Raw genomic sequence first — 17,980 nt, 5'->3', positions numbered from 1 at the left:
CCCGGCTCACAGAATTCAGCGCGTATTTGATATGGGTCCGATCATCGTGGCGTGCACAAGATAGCGCTCCGGCCCCTGTGTCAGCGCGTCGAACGGCCAGCAGGTGGACAGCACCAGTTCATGCCCGCCCGCGAGCGGATCGATGCCGGAGGTATCGAAGCGCACGACCGAGGTGGCATCCACCCGATAGCGGAACGTCCGCCCGTCACGTCTTGTGACGTCGATTTCGTCACCGACAATGACATTCTTCAGGAAGGCAAAATGTGTATCGCGATGCGCCGAATAGACGGCGATGCCGCGTTCGCCGGCGTCGGGTGTCTGTTCGACATGACCCGGGCCGAAGGCGAGCGCCTGGCCGCTGCTGCCCGCGAGCACGATGGCGCGGGCACCGAGCCGCTTTACCTCGATACGCGCAACCGGCCAGGTGTCGGCCCACGACCACGGCTTTGTCTCGCGCCCCGTGGTGATGGTTTTCTCGAAGGCCCGCTCCAGCAGCACCTGTGCGAGCAGCGCCTTGGCGTGGATGTAGGCGCCTTGGCCGAACAGGATCAGGCCGATGAGGGCGAGAAGGAGAGGGAGGATAAAGCGGGGCACCGGGATACTCTCCCCGTCATTGCGAGCGAAGCGAAGCAATCCAGCTCTCCACGCGGGGATAGATGGATTGCTTCGTCGCTTTGCTCCTCGCAATGACGGTGGTTGGAGAAAAAAGCGGCGCGCGCGGCTCTGGGGGGACGGGTGGAAGCCGCGCGCGCTCTGGAAAGAGGAGGTCGGGGGTCCCTCCACCTTTCAGCCGACGTCAACGAAGTGACATCTGACGTCGATTGAACACCAAGACGATCAGGCTGAACGTGAGCAGGATCACGCTCGCAATCATCTTCAGTTCGGCGTCGGTCGCCGTCCTAGGCAGCGTGACCGTGCTGGGCGCTTGGGTGGCGACAGGCTGGGCCCGCTTCAGCGCCGCGATCTGCACCCGCGCCTCCTCCGTGTCCGCGCGCCGTTCCATAGGCGTTGCGGGGACGCGTGGGCGCTCGCCGAACACCTTCTCAAAATCCCAACCCGCCGGCAGGTTGATCGGCAGTTCCGAGACCTTGAGCGGCTCTCCTTGCGGACGGCTCGGCGTCTTGTCGACTGCGACCAGGCTGGTCAGCCGCGTGACGAGTTGATGCTCGAGCGCCAGCGCCAGAATCGCCTTATCCGCATCTTCCGGGGTCGCCTGCCGCGTGGTGCGCGCGACTTCGGCGTTCGCGATCTTGCGGCGTGCCCAGAGTTTCGAGAGGCCTTTGCCTTCGGCTGCGTTTGCCAGCGGCAGGGTGACGGTCCACGGGCGATCGCCAATGCGGCCCCTGATCTCGACCGAGCCCGCGAGCTTGTCGAGTTTTGCCGCGAGCACCAGCGGCTCGTCGCGATAGACGTCGGGAATCGCGGCCGGCGTTATGTCGGCACTGGCTTCGGAGAAATTTGCGACCAGGTTGGTCACCGCGGGATTCTCCAGCTTGGCGAACAGCCCGCGCATGCGCTCTTCGACCTGCTCGACCGAACCGATATGGGTGAAGGTGCCACGGCCGAGTTCGGCGGCGCGCGTCATCAGATAGGTGTTCGGCGCCGAGCCGATGCCGACCATGAAGACACGAGAGCGGCCGCGCAGCGCGCTGATGGTTTCGAACAATTGCTGCTCGTTGCCGATGGCGCCGTCGGTGAGGAACACGACCTGCCGGACGTAGTTGGTATCGCCAGCCTTGTCGGCGAGCGCCGCGCGCATCGCGGGCACCATTTCGGTGCCGCCATTGGCTTGCAGTGCGCCGACGAATGAGGTGGCCCGGCCGATATGCTCGCTGTCGGCCGGCACGGCTGACGGAAACAACAGGTCCATGGTGTGGTCGAAGCGGATCACATTGAAACGGTCATTGGGCTGCAGGCGGCCGAGCGCGTAGATGAGGCTCGCTTTGGCCTGGATGATCGAGACGCCGCCCATCGAACCGGAATTGTCGATCACGAAAATCACCTCGCGCGGCAGCGGCTTCTGCTGCGCCTGCTCGACCGACGGTGGCGTGACGAAGGCGAGCAGATAGTCGCTGTCGCCGACGCGCTCGCGGAACAATCCGACCGAGGGCGCCGTCTCGGCCACGGGCTTCCAGGTCAGTTCGAAATCGCGATCCGCCGGCACCGGGCCTTCGGCCAATCGAAGAATGCTCGTATTCGCGTCCGGCTTCTCGGTCTTGATCGCGTGATGGTGGCTCTTGATTTCGCTGAGCGGGAAGCCGGCCTGCAGCCGCACCGTGATGCGGGTCGGGTTGACCGGTGCGTTGGTCGCGGGGTCGAGCACTTCGGGCGAGATGCGGTCGCGATCCGGAACGGGATCGGACTTGATCGCCCCCCAGCCGCCGCCTAGCTTGAAATCGACGCTCTGCACGACGGGCGCGGGATTGTAGCGCGGAGCCACCACCATTGGCACCCGCAGCGAGAACGCGCCGCCGGATTGTTGGACCGGCTCCTGATACTCGATCTGCACCAGCACGGTTTCGCCGGGGCCGATATTGGCGACGGAGTTGGTGAAGATGTTCGGCCGCTCCTGTTCGGTCAGCGCCGCCTTCTGCCCGTTCTGCTTCGCCTGCTCGTAGATAGCCTTCGCCTGCTGGCGCTCCTTGATGTCGCCGACCACGACGCGATCGCCGATCACCATCTTCAGCGAATCGACCGCGCCGCCGGCCGGCAGCGGGTAGACATAGACCGCCTCGACCCAGTCTTTCGAAGGGTTGCGGAAAATCTGGGTGACGCGGGCGCGGACGGTGGGGCCGGATACGGTGAGGTCGACATCTATGCCGAGCCGCGACGCATCGGCGTAACCTTCTTTGTTCTTTATGAGCAACGAACCAGAGCGCGCGTCGCCCGGCTTGAGGTAGTTTGCCGACAGGCGCTCTGCCGACCAGACCGGCTCAAAACTCAAAAATAATGCCGCAAACCCGACCAGGATTACGGCAACGCCTTGCATCACAAAGAACAGCACCAGCCTGACCAGGCTGGGCTGTTCGCTGCGTTTGTCAGCCTCAATTTCGTCGCATGTCGTCATGTCGCTCACTCCCAAACGGCGATTTTGCCGCGTGAGAGGGTGTGGAATTCAGCGATTTGGCGCGAGCGGAATGATCGGCCTTGTTCGGCCACCGACCAGCGTGGCACGCCGCGACCCGGGCTGCTTTGTGCGGGTTTGTGATGGATTGTGCGTCTGCTAAACTGACAGGAGAAGGACAGAGGTGACGATGCCAGCGCCGGACAAGCAGCTTTCCGCCGAACAAAGCCGGCAGATTGCCGACACGATTCGTGAGGAGATCGCCCGCCGCCGCATCTCCCGGCAGTCTCTGGCAGAACTTGCAAAACTCAGCCTATCGACGCTGGAAAAAGTGCTGGGCGGTCGCCGCCCGTTCACCCTCGCCACCACCGTCCGGCTCGAGCAGGCGCTCGGCGTTTCACTGCGCAAGACGCCGGAGGCGCCAGCGCCCCTGCCTGCTGTCAACGGCGAGGTTGCGCCCGATAGCTTGGGTGCCTATTCGCGCCGCGCGGTGGCGTGGATCGAGGGGACCTATGTCACGGTGCGTCCGTCGTTCGGCGACAAGGACGCGATCTTCGCCTACCGCACCGAGATCACCTGGGATCCGACCGCGTCTTCGCTGGTGTTTCACGAAAGCGAGCGGCAGGACGCGGCGTTCACCCAGTTCGGCGAAGTGGCGGTGCCGAACCAGTCCGGCCACATCTACCTCGTCACCAACCGGCACGGCCAGCATCGCCTGATCACGGTGGCGCGGCTGGCGATTTCGGGCGAGATGTACGGCATCATCACGACGCTGCTGGCCGGCCGCGGCTCATCGTTGACGCCGATCGCGGCCCCAATCGCCTATCTGCCGATCAAGATGGTCGCGAACCCGACCTTTGGCAGGGTTTCGTCTGACGATGCCAACTACGTGTTGTACCGCCAGCATCTGCGGCGGACGACGGAAGAACCGTTCGCGCTGTTCTTGCCGGGGTAGCGCCCACCGGCCTTGCATTCCCGGCGAGACAGACCATATAAGCCCTATTCGAATTATCACTCTGCCTTGTTGACCACGCCGAACCGGCTCCAATCCCCAAGACATCGTTGAAATCGGATCAAGCCTGCGCGGAGGTCGTGCGGGCAAAAGCGCTTTCGCGCATCTTGGAGATAGTTACATGGCTACCGGAACAGTTAAGTGGTTCAACGCGACCAAGGGTTTTGGCTTCATTCAGCCCGATGATGGCAGCACCGACGTTTTCGTCCACATCAGCGCCGTCGAACGTGCAGGTCTGAGCTCGCTCAATGAAGGACAAAAGCTTTCATATGAAGCGACGGTCGACCGCATGCGCGGCAAGACCAGCGCGGAAAACCTTCGCGTCGGTTAAGGCGATCGATGGGGGATCACCACGGATGTACTGGGATCCTTCGATCGGCCTCTGAGCAATCAAGCCCGCTGGCGATGAGCCGGCGGGTTTTCTCTTTCTGCTTCGCCTGGTGCGCCATTGCGCACTGGAGCGGATGATCCAGCAAGCCGCAGCGTTCGGTTCAATCACTACCACTAGCGTCTACTGGATGCCCCGCCGGAGCCTGTCATCCGGCCGGCCGAAGGCCGGACCGGGTGCGACTTGCTACTTTGCATGGGGTTGTTTTCTATATTTCGCGGGGCATGACGATGTGGGCACGGTCCTGTCACGAAGCCAGCTTGTCCGTCGCCTTCGGCGCGTTGAACTGCTGTCGCAGTGTCGGCTTGTGAATCTTGCCCGTCGCGTTGCGGGGCAAGGCATCGACGAACTCGATCAGCCTGGGACATTTGAACCGCGCCAGATTGGCCGCGCAATGCGCGTGAATATCGGCAGGCGTCAGCGTATGGCCCGGCTTGATCGCCACGATCGCCATGCCGACCTCGCCCCATTGCTCGTTCGGAACGCCGATGACGGCAGCCTCCGCGATGGCGGTGAGCTGATGCAGCACGCTTTCGACTTCGGCTGGATAGACGTTTTCGCCGCCGGAAATGTACATGTCCTTCCAGCGGTCGACGATGTAGTAGAAGCCTTCCTCATCGACACGCGTGGCGTCGCCGGTGTGCAGCCAGCCGTCGGTGAAGGATGATTGATTGGCGTCCGGCCGGTTCCAGTAGCCGGGCGTGACGTTCGGCCCCCTGACCCAGAGTTCGCCGAGCTCGCCGACATCGGCGTCCGTCCCGTCGGGACGGACGATCCGCACTTCCGTATGCAGCACCGGCTTGCCGGACGAGCCGGCCTTGCGCGCCGCGTCCTCGCGGTCGAGCGCCAGCACGGCCGGCGACGTCTCGGTCATGCCATAGCCCTGCTGAAGGGCGACGCCGCGCTCTTCCCATACTTTCAGGAGCGGCACCGGCATCGGCGCGCCACCGACGCCGCCGATCACCAGGCGGCTGAAATCGGCTGTCGCGAACGAGGGATGCTGCGCCATGAACTGGTAGATCGACGGCACGCCGAAGAATTGCGTAATGCCGTAGGATGGATCGCTGATCAGTTGCAGCGCCTGGCCTGGATCGAACGCGCGCATGATCAGCACGGTGCCGCCGGCATGCAGCACGGGATTGGTGTAGCAATTGAGCCCGCCGGTATGGAACAGCGGCAGCACCGTGAGCAGAACCGTCGACGGCGAGACATAGGCAGGGCCGCCGAGATTGACGCAATTCCAGAAGGTCATGCCATGGGTGATGATCGCGCCCTTGGGCAGGCCTGTCGTGCCCGAGGTGTACATGATGGTCGAGATGTCGTCGTGCGTGACGTATTCGAACCGGTCGAGCGGTTTGGATGCCGCGATCGCCGCTTCATAGGAGCCGCCGGGACCAAGCAGCAGCGCCGATGGAACGTTGCAGAGCTTGGCGACCGTCAGCGCGACTTCCGCGAGGTCGGTGTCGTGGATCATGACCGTCGGCGAGGAATCGCCGACAATGAACTGCAGCTCGGGAACCGTAAGCCGTGTATTCAGTGGCAGGAAGACCGCGCCTAACCGGCCGCAGGCGAACTGCACTTCAAGCGTATCGGTGGTGTTCAGTGCCAGCACGGCGACGCGGTCGCCGCGCTTGATGCCGAGCGCATCGCGCAGATGCGTGGCAAGGCGCGAAATGCGGTCGTCGAACTCTGCGTAGGAGAGGCGGCGGTCACTCGCGAGGTCGATGGCCGCGATCTTGCCCGGCGTGCGGCGGCCGAAATGGACGATCCAGTCGTAATAACGAACCGAGGGCATGCTTCCTCCAGGGTAGAACGGTCCTGCGCCGCTCGATACCGGCGATCTTATCTCGTTTTATCTGATGAAGCCGGCATATCGGTGTAATGTCTTGCGTTGTGTGGCTGGCCGGATCGCCAAGTGGGTCGCAGCCGCTCAACGCAAGTTTGCGCAGGCCAAATCGGGGCATCGTAATCCTTGCGGAGAAAAAGCATGCTGGAGCGCACAGGGGTGCAAAGCCCGTTCTACAAGGCGGATCACGAAGCGTTCCGCGACGTGATGCGCCGCTTCGTGGCGCGCGAGATCGAGCCCTATGCCCATGAATGGGATGAAGCCGGCGAGTTTCCGCGCGAGCTGTATCGCAAGGCGTCCGAGATCGGGCTGCTTGGGCTGGGCTTTCCGGAAGAATATGGCGGTGTGCCCGCCGACCAGTTCATGAAGATCGTGGCGTCGCAGGAACTGGCGCGCGCCGGCGCCGGCGGGGTCAGCTCAAGCCTGATGAGCCACACCATCGGCTCGCCGCCGATTGCGCGTGCCGCGCGGCCCGAGGTCAAGGCGAGGGTGTTGCCGCAGGTGCTGTCGGGCGAGAAGATTTCGGCGCTCGCGATCACCGAGCCCAGCGGCGGCTCCGACGTCGCCAATCTGCGCACCAAGGCGCGAATCGACGGTGACCATTATGTCGTCAGCGGCGAGAAGACCTTTATCACGTCGGGCATGCGGGCCGACTATCTGACGGTCGCGGTGCGCACCGGCGGCGAGGGACCGGGCGGCGTCAGCCTGCTGTTGATCGAGGGCGATACGCCGGGCCTGTCGCGGACCAAACTGAAGAAGATGGGCTGGTGGGCCTCCGATACCGCCACGCTGCATTTCGACGAGTGCCGCGTCCCCATCGAGAACCTGATCGGCGAGGAAGGTCAGGGCTTCAAGATCATCATGCACAATTTCAACAGCGAGCGTATGGGCATGGCGGCGAGTTGCACGGCTTACGCTCGCGTCTGCGTCGAGGAAGCGATGGCATATGCCAAGGAGCGCAAGACCTTCGGCAAGCCGATTGCCCAGCACCAGGTGATCCGTCACAAGATCGTCGACATGGCGCAGAAGGTCGCGGCCTCGCAGGCGATGCTGGAAATGCTGGCGTGGCGGCTCGGGCAGGGCGAGAGCCCGGTCGCCGAAATCTGCATGATGAAGAACCAGGCCACGCAAACCATGGCGTTCTGCGCCTCCGAGGCCGTCCAGATTTTCGGCGGCGCCGGCTTCATGCGCGGCGTCAAGGTCGAGCGCATCTATCGCGAGGTCAAGGTCAACGCCATAGGTGGCGGCACCGAGGAGATCATGAAGGATCTCGCCTCAAGGCAAATGGGGCTCTAGCCGTCATTTCCGGGGGCGCGCGTAGCGCGAACTACGATGTGCAATTGCACATCGGAGAATCTGGAGATGAGTACAATAAAATCGAGATTCTCAGGTGCGCAATTGCGCACCATAGTTCGCGCTACGCGCGCCCGGAATGACAGGGAAACAAACATGCTCTTCACCGCCGACCACGACGAACCCCGCCGCATCCTGCAAAAATTCATCGCGGCCGAGATCAACCCGTTCGTTGACGAATGGGAGAAGAACGACATTTTCCCGGCGCACGAGCTGTTCAAGAAGCTCGGCGATCTCGGCTTTCTCGGCCTCAACAAACCAGTCGAGTTCGGCGGCCAGGGACTCGATTATTCCTACGCGCTGATGATGGCGGAAGAGCTTGGTGCCATCAAATGCGGCGGCGTGCCGATGGCGATCGGGGTGCAGACCGATATGGCTACTCCCGCGCTGGCGCGGTTCGGTTCTGATGAGGTGCGCCGCGAATTTCTCGCGCCCGCGATTGCCGGCGATGCAGTGGCCTGCGTTGGCGTCTCGGAGCCGGGCGCCGGTTCCGACGTCGCCTCGATCAAGACGAGTGCGCGTTCCGACGGCGACGATTACGTCATCAACGGCGGCAAGATGTGGATCACCAACGGCGTGCAGGCCGACTGGATCTGTCTGCTCGCCAATACCAGCGACGGCCAGGTCCATCGCAACAAGTCGCTGATCTGCGTACCCATGAAAACCAAGGGCGTGCAGGTCGCGCGCAAGCTCGACAAGATGGGCATGCGCTCGTCCGACACCGCGCAGATCTTCTTCGATAATGTTCGGGTGCCCAAGCGCAACCGGATCGGTGAGGAAGGCAAGGGCTTTACCTACCAGATGGTGCAGTTTCAGGAGGAGCGGCTGTGGGGCGCGGCGGCCTGCCTCAAGGCGCATGAGTTCATCATATCAGAGACGATCGAATACACCCGCGGCCGCAAGGCGTTTGGGAAGTCGATCCTCGACAATCAGACCGTTCATTTCAAGCTTGCGGAGATGCAGACCGAGGTCGAGCTGTTGCGCGCGCTGGTCTACCGCGCCGCCGAGGCGTTGATCGCGGGCGAGGATGTGACGCGGCTTGCCACCATGGCCAAGCTCAAGGCGGGGCGGCTGGGGCGCGAACTCACGGATGCCTGCCTGCAGTTCTGGGGCGGCATGGGTTTTATGAACGAAACGCCGGTCAGCCGGGCCTATCGCGACAGCCGCCTGACCTCGATCGGTGGCGGCGCCGACGAGGTGATGCTGACGGTGTTATGCAAGATGATGGGCACGCTGCCCGGCATGAAACAGAAATAGCGGCGAAACGCGATTGGCGGGTTTACCGCGGTCCCTCAAGCATGAACGGAAATCGGTATGCTCTATCAGGAGAGCCAGAAAGTCGTCGAACTGAAACACCGTCTTCAGTCCTTCATGGACCGCTATGTCTATCCCAATGAGGACCGCTATTACCGCGAGGCGGAAGAGCTGGGTCCCTGGAAAATTTTTCCCGTGGTCGAGGAACTGAAGCCCAAAGCCAGGGAGGAGGGACTTTGGAACCTCTTCCTGCCGGAGAGCGAGCACGGCGCCGGTTTGACCAACCTGGAATACGCGCCGCTATGCGAAATCATGGGGCGGTCGCACCTCGCGCCTGAGCTGTTCAATTGCTCGGCGCCCGATACCGGCAATATGGAAGTGTTGGCGCGCTATGGCACCAGGGAGCATCAGGAGCGGTGGCTGAAGCCACTCCTCGAAGGCGAAATCCGCTCCTGCTTTGCGATGACCGAGCCGGCCGTTGCCTCGAGTGACGCTACCAATATCGAAAGCTCGATCGTCCGCGACGGCGATCATTATGTCATCAATGGCCGCAAATGGTACACGACCAACGCGACGGACCCGCGCTGCAAGATATGTATCTTCATGGGCAAAACCGATCCGGACAATCCGGACCGTCATCGCCAGCAGTCGATGATTCTGGTGCCGATGGATACGCCCGGCATTCAGGTTCTTCGTCCGCTTCCTGTGTTCGGGTTCTATGGGGTGCCCGACCGCGCCTCGGAAGTCGTGTTCGAGAACGTGCGCGTTCTCGCAGCGAACATGCTGCTCGGCGAGGGGCGGGGCTTTGAAATCGCGCAGGGGCGTCTCGGCCCCGGCCGCATCCATCATTGCATGCGGCTGATTGGGCTCGCCGAACGCACGCTGGAGAAGATGTGCGTTCGTACCCGCAGCCGCGTTGCCTTCGGCAAGCCGGTTTCAGAGCAAACCGTCACCCAGGAGCGGATCGCGGAATCGCGCATCATGATCGAGCAGGCGCGGCTCTTGACCCTGAATGCGGCCCACATGATGGATAGCGTCGGCAACCGCGCGGCGAAGGCCGAAATCGCGATGATCAAGGTGGCGGTTCCGAACATGGCTTGCCAGGTCATCGATTGGGCCATTCAGGCGCACGGCGGCGGTGGCACCAGCAATGACTTCGGCCTGGCTGCGGCCTACGCCACCGCGCGTCTGCTTCGGCTGGCTGACGGCCCGGACGAAGTCCACCGCAATCAGATTGCTCGCCTTGAATTGCGGAAACACAGCAACGCTTAAGACGGATGTCTGTTCGCCGCTGCGCCTGCGGTCAGGCGGGCGTGCCATAGCGCTTCAGTTATCTGCGCGCCCAAGCTACGACAGGGCAACCAGCGCTTAGACGCAAGACCCGGAACCTGGTCCTCCTACATTCTATCCAACGCCTGCGCAAAGCAGCGAGATTCAACATAGTGTGGGAGGAAGGCATGACCTCGCTCGACCGTCGTACGTTACTGGCTGGTTCGGCGGCGGCAGGTGTCGTGGCGCTTGCGGGCCCTTCTCGTGCCGAAGACACTCCCGGCGTTACCGCGACCGAGATCAAGATCGGTTGCACCACTTCGCTGAGTGGTCCGGTGTCGGCGTTGGGCACGATCGCGAAATGCTCGGACGCTTATTTCCGCATGATCAACGATCAGGGCGGCATCGCCGGCCGCAAGATCAACTTCATCTACTATGACGATGCATTCAATCCGGCGAAAACCGTCGAGCAAACCAGAAAGCTGATCGAAAGCGACAATGTCGCCTTTCTGTTTTCGATGCTCGGCACGGCACCGAACTCCGCCGTGGTTAAGTATGTCAACTCGAAGAAGGTGCCGCATCTGTTCCTGTCGGTGAACGGCGACAAATGGGGGGATTACCAGAACTATCCCTGGACCATGGGCTTTGCGCCGAGTTCACGAACCGAGGCGCAGATTTTTGCTAAGTACGCGCTGAGCCAGAAACCCGATGCGAAGTTTGCCTTGCTCTACCAGAACGACGACCTCGGCAAGGATTTCGTCAACGGCCTGCGCGACGTGCTGGGGCCGCGCTACGATTCCATGGTGAAGGCGGTGTCCTACGAAGTCACCGATCCGACGATCGATTCCCAAGTCGTCGCACTGCGCGCCAGCAACGCCGATGTTCTGATCTCGGGCGTCACGGCGAAGTTTGCGGCGCAGTCGATCCGGAAGGTCTTCGAACTCGACTGGAAACCGATGCATTTCGTCACCAGCGGCGCCGCCTCGGTGGCCTCGACCATCATGCCGGTCGGGCCCGAGCGCGCGGTCGGCGTCATCACCTCGGTGTACATCAAGGATCCGTCCGATCCGGCGTGGGCGGAAGATCCCGCGATCAAGGATTACTTGAAGTTCATGGCGAAGTATTACAGCGAAGGGAATCCGAAGGAGTTCCTCAACGCGTATGGGTATACGGTCACATCAGTGCTGCGCGTATTGCTGGAGCAGTGCAAGGGGAATTTCAGTCGCGACAGCATCATGCGTGAGGCGAACAACCTCAGGAACGTCGAGGTCCCGACCCTGTTGCCGGGCGTGCGTGTCAACACCAGCCCTGCCAACCACCATCCGTTGCGCCAGATGCAGTTGCAGCGCTGGGACGGAAAAGGCTATGTCCGGTTCGGCAATATCATCGAGGGGGCAGATCTCTGATGCGGCACACGCCGGACGCATGAGGATGTCGTTGCGGACGGCCCGCCGGCGTTCCAGACTGCCAACCAAGAAAACAGGGAACGCCTGATGATCACGCTCTACCACTGCGACGGCGCCCGCTCGTTCCGCCCGCTCTGGATGCTGGAAGAGATGGGCTTGCCCTATGAACTGAAGATGCTGCCGTTCCCGCCGCGGGTGCTGGCCAAGGAATATCTCGCGATCAATCCGCTCGGCACCATTCCGTTCATGATCGACGGCGAGACCAAAATGACGGAATCCTCCGGTATCTGTTATTATCTCGGCACCAAGTACGGGCCGAGCCCGCTGGTCGTCGGGGTCGACGATCCGGCCTACGGCGCCTTCCTGAACTGGATGTATTTCAGCGATGCCACGCTGACCTTTCCGCAAACGCTGGTGCTGAGATACAGCCAGCTCGAGCCGGAGGAACGGCGGAACCCGCAAGTTGCCGGCGATTACGCGAAATGGTTCCTGGGCCGGCTGCGCGCGGTCGAGGCAGCGACCGCCAATGCCGAAAACCTGTGCGCCGGCCGCTTCACCGCGGCCGATATCGTCAACGGCTATGCGCTGCGGTTGGCCGACAACATCGGCCTGGCCAAGGATTTCGGGCCGAATGTCAGGGCCTATTGGGCCCGGCTGCAGGAACGCGAGGGCTATCAGCGCGCAGTTGCGGCGGAGCGGAAGGCAGGCATCGAGCAAAACGTCGCGCCGCGCGTCCGGGCTTGAAGGGCCGCGTCATTCCGGGATGGTGCGTGAGCACCAGACCCGGAATCTCGAGATTCCGGGTTCGCTTCGCGCCCCGGAATGACGGCCCTAGGCGTCTAGTCAGTCCTCAAATTTCCGCTATGGTTGATCCCATCGCAGCGGCCAGAGAGCCGCGCGAGGAGGACGAGCCATGGACGATACCGGCCACAAATCCGGCCATCTGATGCTTATCACCCCGGAACGCGTGTTCTACGCCGGCCTGCTCGGTCGGCCCCGGCAACGCTGCTCGGGCGCCTTCAACATCTATGTCGCGATCGAGGGCGGGCTCTGGCTCACCACTGCCGATGGCCGCGAAACCCATGGCGAGATGGTCGCTCTGTTACCGAACGTCAGGCATACCATCGCGAGCGAACATCGCTCGGTGCTCAGTGTCGTGATCGAACCGGAGAGCGTTCGGCCCGGTGTGCTCGACGATCTCGCGACACGCCTGGAGGGGCCCGAGGGCGCGGCTTTCGCCAGCCGGATTCGGGCCGCCTATCACGAACTGCGCGAGCATCACGCCGGCAATGATTTCCCCAGCACCGAGTTCGATCGCATGTGCCTCGGCGAAGTCCTGCCACAGCGCGAACTCGATCCCCGCGTGGCAAACGCGATCGTGCAGATCGGAAAATTCTCCGGCGAGCCGGTGACGGCGGCAAGCTGCGCCGCCGAGGCGGGATTGTCGCCGTCGCGCTTTCTGCATCTGTTCAAGGAAGAGACCGGAATTTCGTTCCGCTCGTTCCGCGCCTGGAAGCGCGCGCGGCATTTGCTGCATTTCGCCAACCAGGACATCAACCTTGCGCATCTCGCGCAGGATATCGGCTATCCCGATTCGACGCATTTTAGCCACTCGATCCGCCGCTTCTACGGGCTGAAGCCGCGCGCGATCTTTTCCGGCTCGCGCGATCTTGCGATCTATAGCCACCGCCACGCGAGTGCCGGATAGCGGGTGGACGCAAGAAGCCGGCTGATGCGGCACGCATGATCGCGCTGGATGTTCGCGATCTCTCGCGTCCCGTTTCGAAGGTTGATCCATGGGCGACAAGGCCGTCATTACCTGCGCGCTGAACGGCGTGTTGACCGATCCGAAGCAGCACAACGTGCCGGTGACGCCGGAGCAGATGGCGCGTGAGGCCAAGGCCGCCTTCAACGCCGGCGCTAGCATCATGCACATCCATCTGCGCCAGCAGGAGCCGAACAAGGGGCATCTGCCGTCCTGGGATGTCAGTGTGTCCAGGGAGATTCAGCAGGCGATCCGCGAGGCCTGCCCCGGCGTCATCATCAATCACACGACAGGCACGTCAGGTCCGAAATATCAGGGAGCGCTCGACTGCGTGCGTGAGACCCGGCCCGAGATCGCGGCCTGCAACGCGGGTTCGTTGAACTATCTCAAGGTGAAATCCGACAACACCTGGGCCTGGCCGCCGATGATGTTCGATAACGCGGTCGAGAAGGTGCAGGACTATCTCGACGTCATGAAACAAGCGGGTACGATTCCGGAGTTCGAATGTTTCGACGTCGGCATCGTACGCTGTGTCGGCATGTACGTGCAAACCGGCATGTATTCCGGACCGCTCGAATATAATTTCGTGATGGGCGTGGCGTCAGGCATGCCGGCGGATCCGGAGTTGCTGCCGATCTTGCTAAAGCTGAAACTGCCGGAATCGCACTGGCAGGTCACCGCGATCGGCCGCGCCGAAATCTGGCCGCTGCACCAGCGCTGCGCCGAACTCGGCGGTCACCTGCGCACCGGGCTGGAGGATACCTTTTATCTCGCCGACGGCACCAAGGTGACCTCGAACGGGCAGCTCATCGAAGCCATCGCCGCCTGCGCGCGGCGCGCGGGCCGCGAGATCGCAAGCCCGGCTGAAGCGCGGCAGATTTTCGGGACCAGGCATTGAAGCTGTCATTCCGGGACACGCGAAGCGTGAACCCGGAATCTCGAGATTCCGGGTCTGGTCCTTCGGACCATCCCGGAATGACGGAGTAGGTTAGTTTATGGCAACGATTGAATCCACCATCTCCCCTTCCAGCGCCGCCTACAAGGCCAACCGCGACGGCATGCTGGCGCTGATCGCGCGCATGCGCTCGCTGGAAGATCGCACGCGCGCAGCATCGGCCCAAGCCAAAGATCGCTTCCACAAACGCGGGCAATTGCTGCCGCGCGAGCGCGTGGCGCTGGTGCTCGACCCCGGTTCGCCCTTCATCGAACTATCGACGCTCGCCGGCTATATGTTCGACGTGCCGGACGCGGAGAAGAGCGTTCCCGGCGGCGGCGTGATCGCAGGGATAGGCTTCGTCTCCGGCATCCGCTGCATGGTCAGCGCCAATGATTCCGGCATTGACGCCGGCGCATTGCAGCCGTTCGGCCTCGACAAGACGCTGCGGGTGCAGGAACTGGCGCTGGAGAACAAGCTGCCCTACGTGCAACTGGTTGAAAGCGCCGGCGCCAATCTGCTGCGCTACCGCGTCGAGGATTTTATCCGCGGCGGCAACATCTTTCGAAATCTCGCGCGGCTGTCGGCCGCCGGTCTGCCCGTCGTCACCGTGACGCATGGATCGTCAACGGCGGGCGGCGCCTACCAGACCGGGCTCTCCGATTACATCGTCATGGTCCGCGGCCGTACCCGCGCATTCCTGGCCGGCCCGCCACTGCTGAAGGCGGCAACGGGAGAGATCGCGACCGAGGAGGAACTCGGCGGCGCCGAGATGCACACATCTATTTCCGGACTTGGCGACTATCTCGCCGAAGACGATCGCGACGCGCTCCGCATCGCGCGCGATATCATGGCCAACCTGGAATGGGATCGACCGAAGCCTGCGGCATCGTCCTTCAAGCCGCCACGCTATGACGCCGAGGAACTGCTCGGCATCATGCCGATGGACCACAAGCGTCCCGTCGATATGCGCCAGGCCATCGCGCGCTTCGTCGACGATTCCGATTTCACCGAGTTCGGTGCGAATTACGGCCCGGCGACGGTCTGTGGCCACGCCCGCATCGAAGGACAGGCGATCGGGATCATCACCAACAACGGCCCGCTCGACGTGCCCGGCGCCAACAAGGCGACGCATTTCATCCAGGCCTGCTGCCAGTCGCGCACACCGCTGCTCTACATGAACAACACCACCGGCTACATGGTAGGCCGTGCCTACGAGGAAGCCGGCATGATCAAGCACGGCTCCAAGATGATTCAGGCGGTGACGTCAGCAACCGTGCCGCAGATCACGATCTATTGCGGGGCGTCGTTCGGGGCCGGCAATTACGGCATGTGCGGGCGCGGCTTCCACCCGCGCTTCTGCTTCTCCTGGCCCAATGCCAAGACCGCCGTGATGGGCGGCGAGCAGGCCGCCGAAACCATGGCGATCGTGACCGAGGCTGCGGCGGCGCGGCGGGGCAAGCCGATCGAGAAGGAAAAGCTGGAGGCGATGAAGGCGCAGATCACGGGTGTGTTCGACGGCCAGATGGACGTGTTCTCGACCAGCGCGCGGGTGCTCGACGACGGCGTGATCGATCCCCGCGATACCCGCAGCGTGCTTGCCGAAGTGCTGGCGATCTGCCGCGAGGCCGAGGCCCGCACGCCGCAGCGCATGCAATTCTCGGTCGCCCGGCCATGAGCGGAATCGAGATGAAGCGAACGCCATTCTTCAGGATTCTCGTCGCCAATCGCGGTGAGATCGCGCTGCGGGTCATGCGCACCGCGCGCCGGCTCGGCTATGGCGTGGCTGCCGTCTATTCCGATGCCGATCGTGATGCGCTGCACGTGCGGGAGGCGGACCAGGCGGTGCGGATCGGGGAGGCGCTGCCGGCGCAATCCTACCTGCGGATCGACGCGATCATCGCCGCAGCTAAAGCCAGCGGGGCCGGCGCGGTGCATCCGGGCTACGGCTTCCTCGCCGAGAACGAGGATTTTGCGCAGGCCTGCCGCGACGCCGGGCTGGTCTTCATCGGGCCATCACCCGAAGCGATTCGGGCGATGGGCAACAAGGCCGGCGCCAAGGACATTATGCGGAGGGCCGGCGTGCCTGTCGTGCCCGGCTATCAAGGCGCGGACCAGAGCGACGCAGTGATGCTGGCGGAGGCCAGGAAGATCGGCTTCCCCGTGATGATCAAGGCGGTTGCCGGCGGTGGCGGGCGCGGCATGCGGCTGGTCGAGGACGCCGCGGCATTTCCGGATGCGCTGCGCAGCGCAAGGTCGGAGGCGCAGGGCGCGTTCGGTGATCCCACGGTGATCCTGGAGCGCGCCATCGTCGATCCCCGCCACATCGAGATTCAGGTGTTCGGCGATCGCTACGGCAATGCCATCCATCTCGGCGAGCGCGACTGCTCGGTGCAACGCCGGCACCAGAAGCTGATCGAGGAGGCGCCCTCGCCAAAGGTGACGCCGGACTTGCGGGCGCGCATGGGCGCCGTCGCGGTCGCTGCCGTCAAATCGATCGGCTATGAGGGCGCGGGTACGCTGGAGTTCCTGCTCGATGAGAGCGGCGAGTTCTATTTCATGGAAATGAACACGCGCCTGCAGGTCGAGCATCCCGTCACCGAAGCGATCACCGGGCTCGATCTGGTCGAGCTGCAGTTGCGCATTGCCGCCGGCCAGCCGCTCGGGCTCAAGCAGGAAGACGTCAAATTCTCCGGCCACGCCATCGAGGTGCGGCTGTGCTCGGAGGACGCGGACCATGACTTCATGCCGCAATCGGGACGCATGGCGTTGTGGCAGATGCCCGACGGCATCCGCGTCGAGCACGCGCTGCGATCGGGTTCGGAGATTCCGCCGTTCTACGATTCGATGATCGCCAAGATCATCAGCCTTGGTGCCGACCGCAACGAGGCCCGCGGGCGGCTGATTTGCGGCCTGGAGCAGACCGCGGCGTTCGGCGTCACCACCAATCAGGGATTTCTGATTTCCTGCCTGCGCCATCCTGCCTTTGCGAAGGGCGAAGCGACCACGGCCTTCATCGGCAATCACCGCGACGAATTACTGGCGCCGCGCGTTAATGACAAGGCGGAAGCTGCGCTGGCAGCGCTGCTGCTCTATGTCACCAACCCGCACGCGCCGCCCTGGCGCAGTGGCCGGTCGCTGGCAGCTACTTTTCCGCTGACGATGCGGATCGACGTTGGCCACGGTGCGTTCGAGGTTGATATCGTTCGGAACCGCGACGGGAGTTATGTCGCCGGCCTCGAGGGCAACGAGCGGCGTTTCGAGATCGACGAGCTCGGCCCCGACACGATCCGCTTCCGTGCCGACGGCATGATGGAGTCAGCGAGATTCCTGCGCGATGGCGGTCGTCTGTACATCCTGCATCGTGGAGCCTCGATTGCCGCCCGCGATCTGACGCTGGCCGCACCGGCCTCCGCTGCGGCGGCGGACGGCGACGGCAAGGTGCGCGCGACGATGAACGGCCGCGTGGTGGCGGTGCTGGTCAAGCCCGGCGAGCAGGTTGCCGTCGGCCAGCCGGTGATGACGCTGGAAGCGATGAAGATGGAGCACGTGCATATGGCAGGTGTTGCTGGCACGGTTTCGTCGATCGATGTCGCCGAGGGCGAGCAGGTGACGACGGGGCGGATCGTCGTGGAGATTGCGGCGGGCTGACTGCGTAGGGTGGGCAAAGGAGCGTAGCGACGTGCCCA

14 protein-coding genes are annotated in these 17,980 nt (G+C 63.2%); 11 read left to right on the top strand and 3 right to left on the bottom strand.

Going from position 1 to position 17,980, the window contains the following annotated elements; all coding sequences use genetic code 11:
• Positions 1–15: 15 nt before the first annotated feature.
• Together V1277_RS12415 and V1277_RS12410 are read right to left on the bottom strand one after the other, a co-directional pair.
• Positions 16–594 carry a class GN sortase gene (locus tag V1277_RS12415; RefSeq protein WP_334416391.1) on the bottom strand — a complete coding sequence of 193 codons (579 nt, stop codon included), beginning with the start codon at positions 592–594 and terminating at the stop codon, positions 16–18.
• Positions 595–796: 202 nt separating this feature from the next.
• Complete coding sequence (locus tag V1277_RS12410; protein ID WP_334416390.1) at positions 797–3,067, bottom strand: marine proteobacterial sortase target protein; 2,271 nt, start codon at positions 3,065–3,067, stop codon at positions 797–799.
• A gap of 187 nt (positions 3,068–3,254) precedes the next feature.
• Between V1277_RS12410 and V1277_RS12405 the strand changes: the two genes are divergently transcribed.
• Together V1277_RS12405 and V1277_RS12400 are read left to right on the top strand one after the other, a co-directional pair.
• Complete coding sequence (locus V1277_RS12405; RefSeq protein WP_334420354.1) at positions 3,255–4,019, top strand: helix-turn-helix domain-containing protein; 765 nt, start codon at positions 3,255–3,257, stop codon at positions 4,017–4,019.
• A gap of 178 nt (positions 4,020–4,197) precedes the next feature.
• Positions 4,198–4,407, top strand: a complete 210-nt coding sequence (locus V1277_RS12400) for a cold-shock protein (protein ID WP_334416389.1) — start codon at positions 4,198–4,200, stop codon at positions 4,405–4,407.
• A 304-nt stretch (positions 4,408–4,711) separates the two neighbouring features.
• On the opposite strand, the gene V1277_RS12395 is transcribed toward V1277_RS12400, so the two are convergent.
• Positions 4,712–6,259 carry an acyl-CoA synthetase gene (locus V1277_RS12395; RefSeq protein WP_334416388.1) on the bottom strand — a complete coding sequence of 516 codons (1,548 nt, stop codon included), beginning with the start codon at positions 6,257–6,259 and terminating at the stop codon, positions 4,712–4,714.
• 192 nt (positions 6,260–6,451) lie between these two features.
• Here V1277_RS12395 and V1277_RS12390 point away from each other — a divergent pair, with 192 nt between their 5' ends.
• From V1277_RS12390 to V1277_RS12350, 9 genes are all read left to right on the top strand, one after another.
• A complete protein-coding gene (locus tag V1277_RS12390) occupies positions 6,452–7,606 on the top strand; it encodes an acyl-CoA dehydrogenase family protein (protein ID WP_334416387.1) in 1,155 nt (384 codons plus the stop codon).
• Between the two features lie 153 nt (positions 7,607–7,759).
• The gene (locus tag V1277_RS12385; protein WP_334416386.1) at positions 7,760–8,920 is read left to right on the top strand and encodes an acyl-CoA dehydrogenase family protein; all 1,161 of its coding nucleotides are present in this window, start codon (positions 7,760–7,762) and stop codon (positions 8,918–8,920) included.
• A 57-nt stretch (positions 8,921–8,977) separates the two neighbouring features.
• Complete coding sequence (locus V1277_RS12380; protein WP_334416385.1) at positions 8,978–10,189, top strand: acyl-CoA dehydrogenase family protein; 1,212 nt, start codon at positions 8,978–8,980, stop codon at positions 10,187–10,189.
• Between the two features lie 185 nt (positions 10,190–10,374).
• Positions 10,375–11,592 carry an ABC transporter substrate-binding protein gene (locus tag V1277_RS12375; protein WP_334416384.1) on the top strand — a complete coding sequence of 406 codons (1,218 nt, stop codon included), beginning with the start codon at positions 10,375–10,377 and terminating at the stop codon, positions 11,590–11,592.
• An 87-nt stretch (positions 11,593–11,679) separates the two neighbouring features.
• Positions 11,680–12,336, top strand: a complete 657-nt coding sequence (locus V1277_RS12370; RefSeq protein ID WP_334416383.1) for a glutathione S-transferase family protein — start codon at positions 11,680–11,682, stop codon at positions 12,334–12,336.
• A 169-nt stretch (positions 12,337–12,505) separates the two neighbouring features.
• Complete coding sequence (locus V1277_RS12365) at positions 12,506–13,300, top strand: helix-turn-helix domain-containing protein (protein WP_334416382.1); 795 nt, start codon at positions 12,506–12,508, stop codon at positions 13,298–13,300.
• Between the two features lie 88 nt (positions 13,301–13,388).
• Positions 13,389–14,255, top strand: a complete 867-nt coding sequence (locus V1277_RS12360; RefSeq protein WP_334416381.1) for a 3-keto-5-aminohexanoate cleavage protein — start codon at positions 13,389–13,391, stop codon at positions 14,253–14,255.
• A 97-nt stretch (positions 14,256–14,352) separates the two neighbouring features.
• Positions 14,353–15,969, top strand: coding sequence for an acyl-CoA carboxylase subunit beta (locus V1277_RS12355; RefSeq protein ID WP_334416380.1), 1,617 nt, complete (start codon positions 14,353–14,355; stop codon positions 15,967–15,969).
• Between the two features lie 11 nt (positions 15,970–15,980).
• Complete coding sequence (locus V1277_RS12350; protein ID WP_334416379.1) at positions 15,981–17,942, top strand: acetyl/propionyl/methylcrotonyl-CoA carboxylase subunit alpha; 1,962 nt, start codon at positions 15,981–15,983, stop codon at positions 17,940–17,942.
• The last annotated feature ends 38 nt before the right edge of the window (positions 17,943–17,980 follow it).

Source organism: Bradyrhizobium sp. AZCC 1588 (assembly GCF_036924735.1).
Taxonomy (GTDB): Bacteria; Pseudomonadota; Alphaproteobacteria; order Rhizobiales; family Xanthobacteraceae; genus Bradyrhizobium.
The sequence above is the reverse complement of the archived record's forward strand: the minus strand, read 5'-3'. Positions and strand labels throughout refer to the sequence as shown.

Excerpts from the sequence above, each read along its gene's own strand:
- V1277_RS12410 (WP_334416390.1), bottom strand. The coding sequence starts at position 3,067 with ATGACGACATGCGACGAAATTGAGGCTGACAAACGCAGCGAACAGCCC.
- V1277_RS12405 (WP_334420354.1), top strand. The coding sequence starts at position 3,255 with ATGCCAGCGCCGGACAAGCAGCTTTCCGCCGAACAAAGCCGGCAGATT.
- V1277_RS12400 (WP_334416389.1), top strand. The coding sequence starts at position 4,198 with ATGGCTACCGGAACAGTTAAGTGGTTCAACGCGACCAAGGGTTTTGGC.
- V1277_RS12395 (WP_334416388.1), bottom strand. The coding sequence starts at position 6,259 with ATGCCCTCGGTTCGTTATTACGACTGGATCGTCCATTTCGGCCGCCGC.
- V1277_RS12390 (WP_334416387.1), top strand. The coding sequence starts at position 6,452 with ATGCTGGAGCGCACAGGGGTGCAAAGCCCGTTCTACAAGGCGGATCAC.
- V1277_RS12385 (WP_334416386.1), top strand. The coding sequence starts at position 7,760 with ATGCTCTTCACCGCCGACCACGACGAACCCCGCCGCATCCTGCAAAAA.
- V1277_RS12380 (WP_334416385.1), top strand. The coding sequence starts at position 8,978 with ATGCTCTATCAGGAGAGCCAGAAAGTCGTCGAACTGAAACACCGTCTT.
- V1277_RS12375 (WP_334416384.1), top strand. The coding sequence starts at position 10,375 with ATGACCTCGCTCGACCGTCGTACGTTACTGGCTGGTTCGGCGGCGGCA.
- V1277_RS12370 (WP_334416383.1), top strand. The coding sequence starts at position 11,680 with ATGATCACGCTCTACCACTGCGACGGCGCCCGCTCGTTCCGCCCGCTC.
- V1277_RS12365 (WP_334416382.1), top strand. The coding sequence starts at position 12,506 with ATGGACGATACCGGCCACAAATCCGGCCATCTGATGCTTATCACCCCG.
- V1277_RS12360 (WP_334416381.1), top strand. The coding sequence starts at position 13,389 with ATGGGCGACAAGGCCGTCATTACCTGCGCGCTGAACGGCGTGTTGACC.
- V1277_RS12355 (WP_334416380.1), top strand. The coding sequence starts at position 14,353 with ATGGCAACGATTGAATCCACCATCTCCCCTTCCAGCGCCGCCTACAAG.
- V1277_RS12350 (WP_334416379.1), top strand. The coding sequence starts at position 15,981 with ATGAAGCGAACGCCATTCTTCAGGATTCTCGTCGCCAATCGCGGTGAG.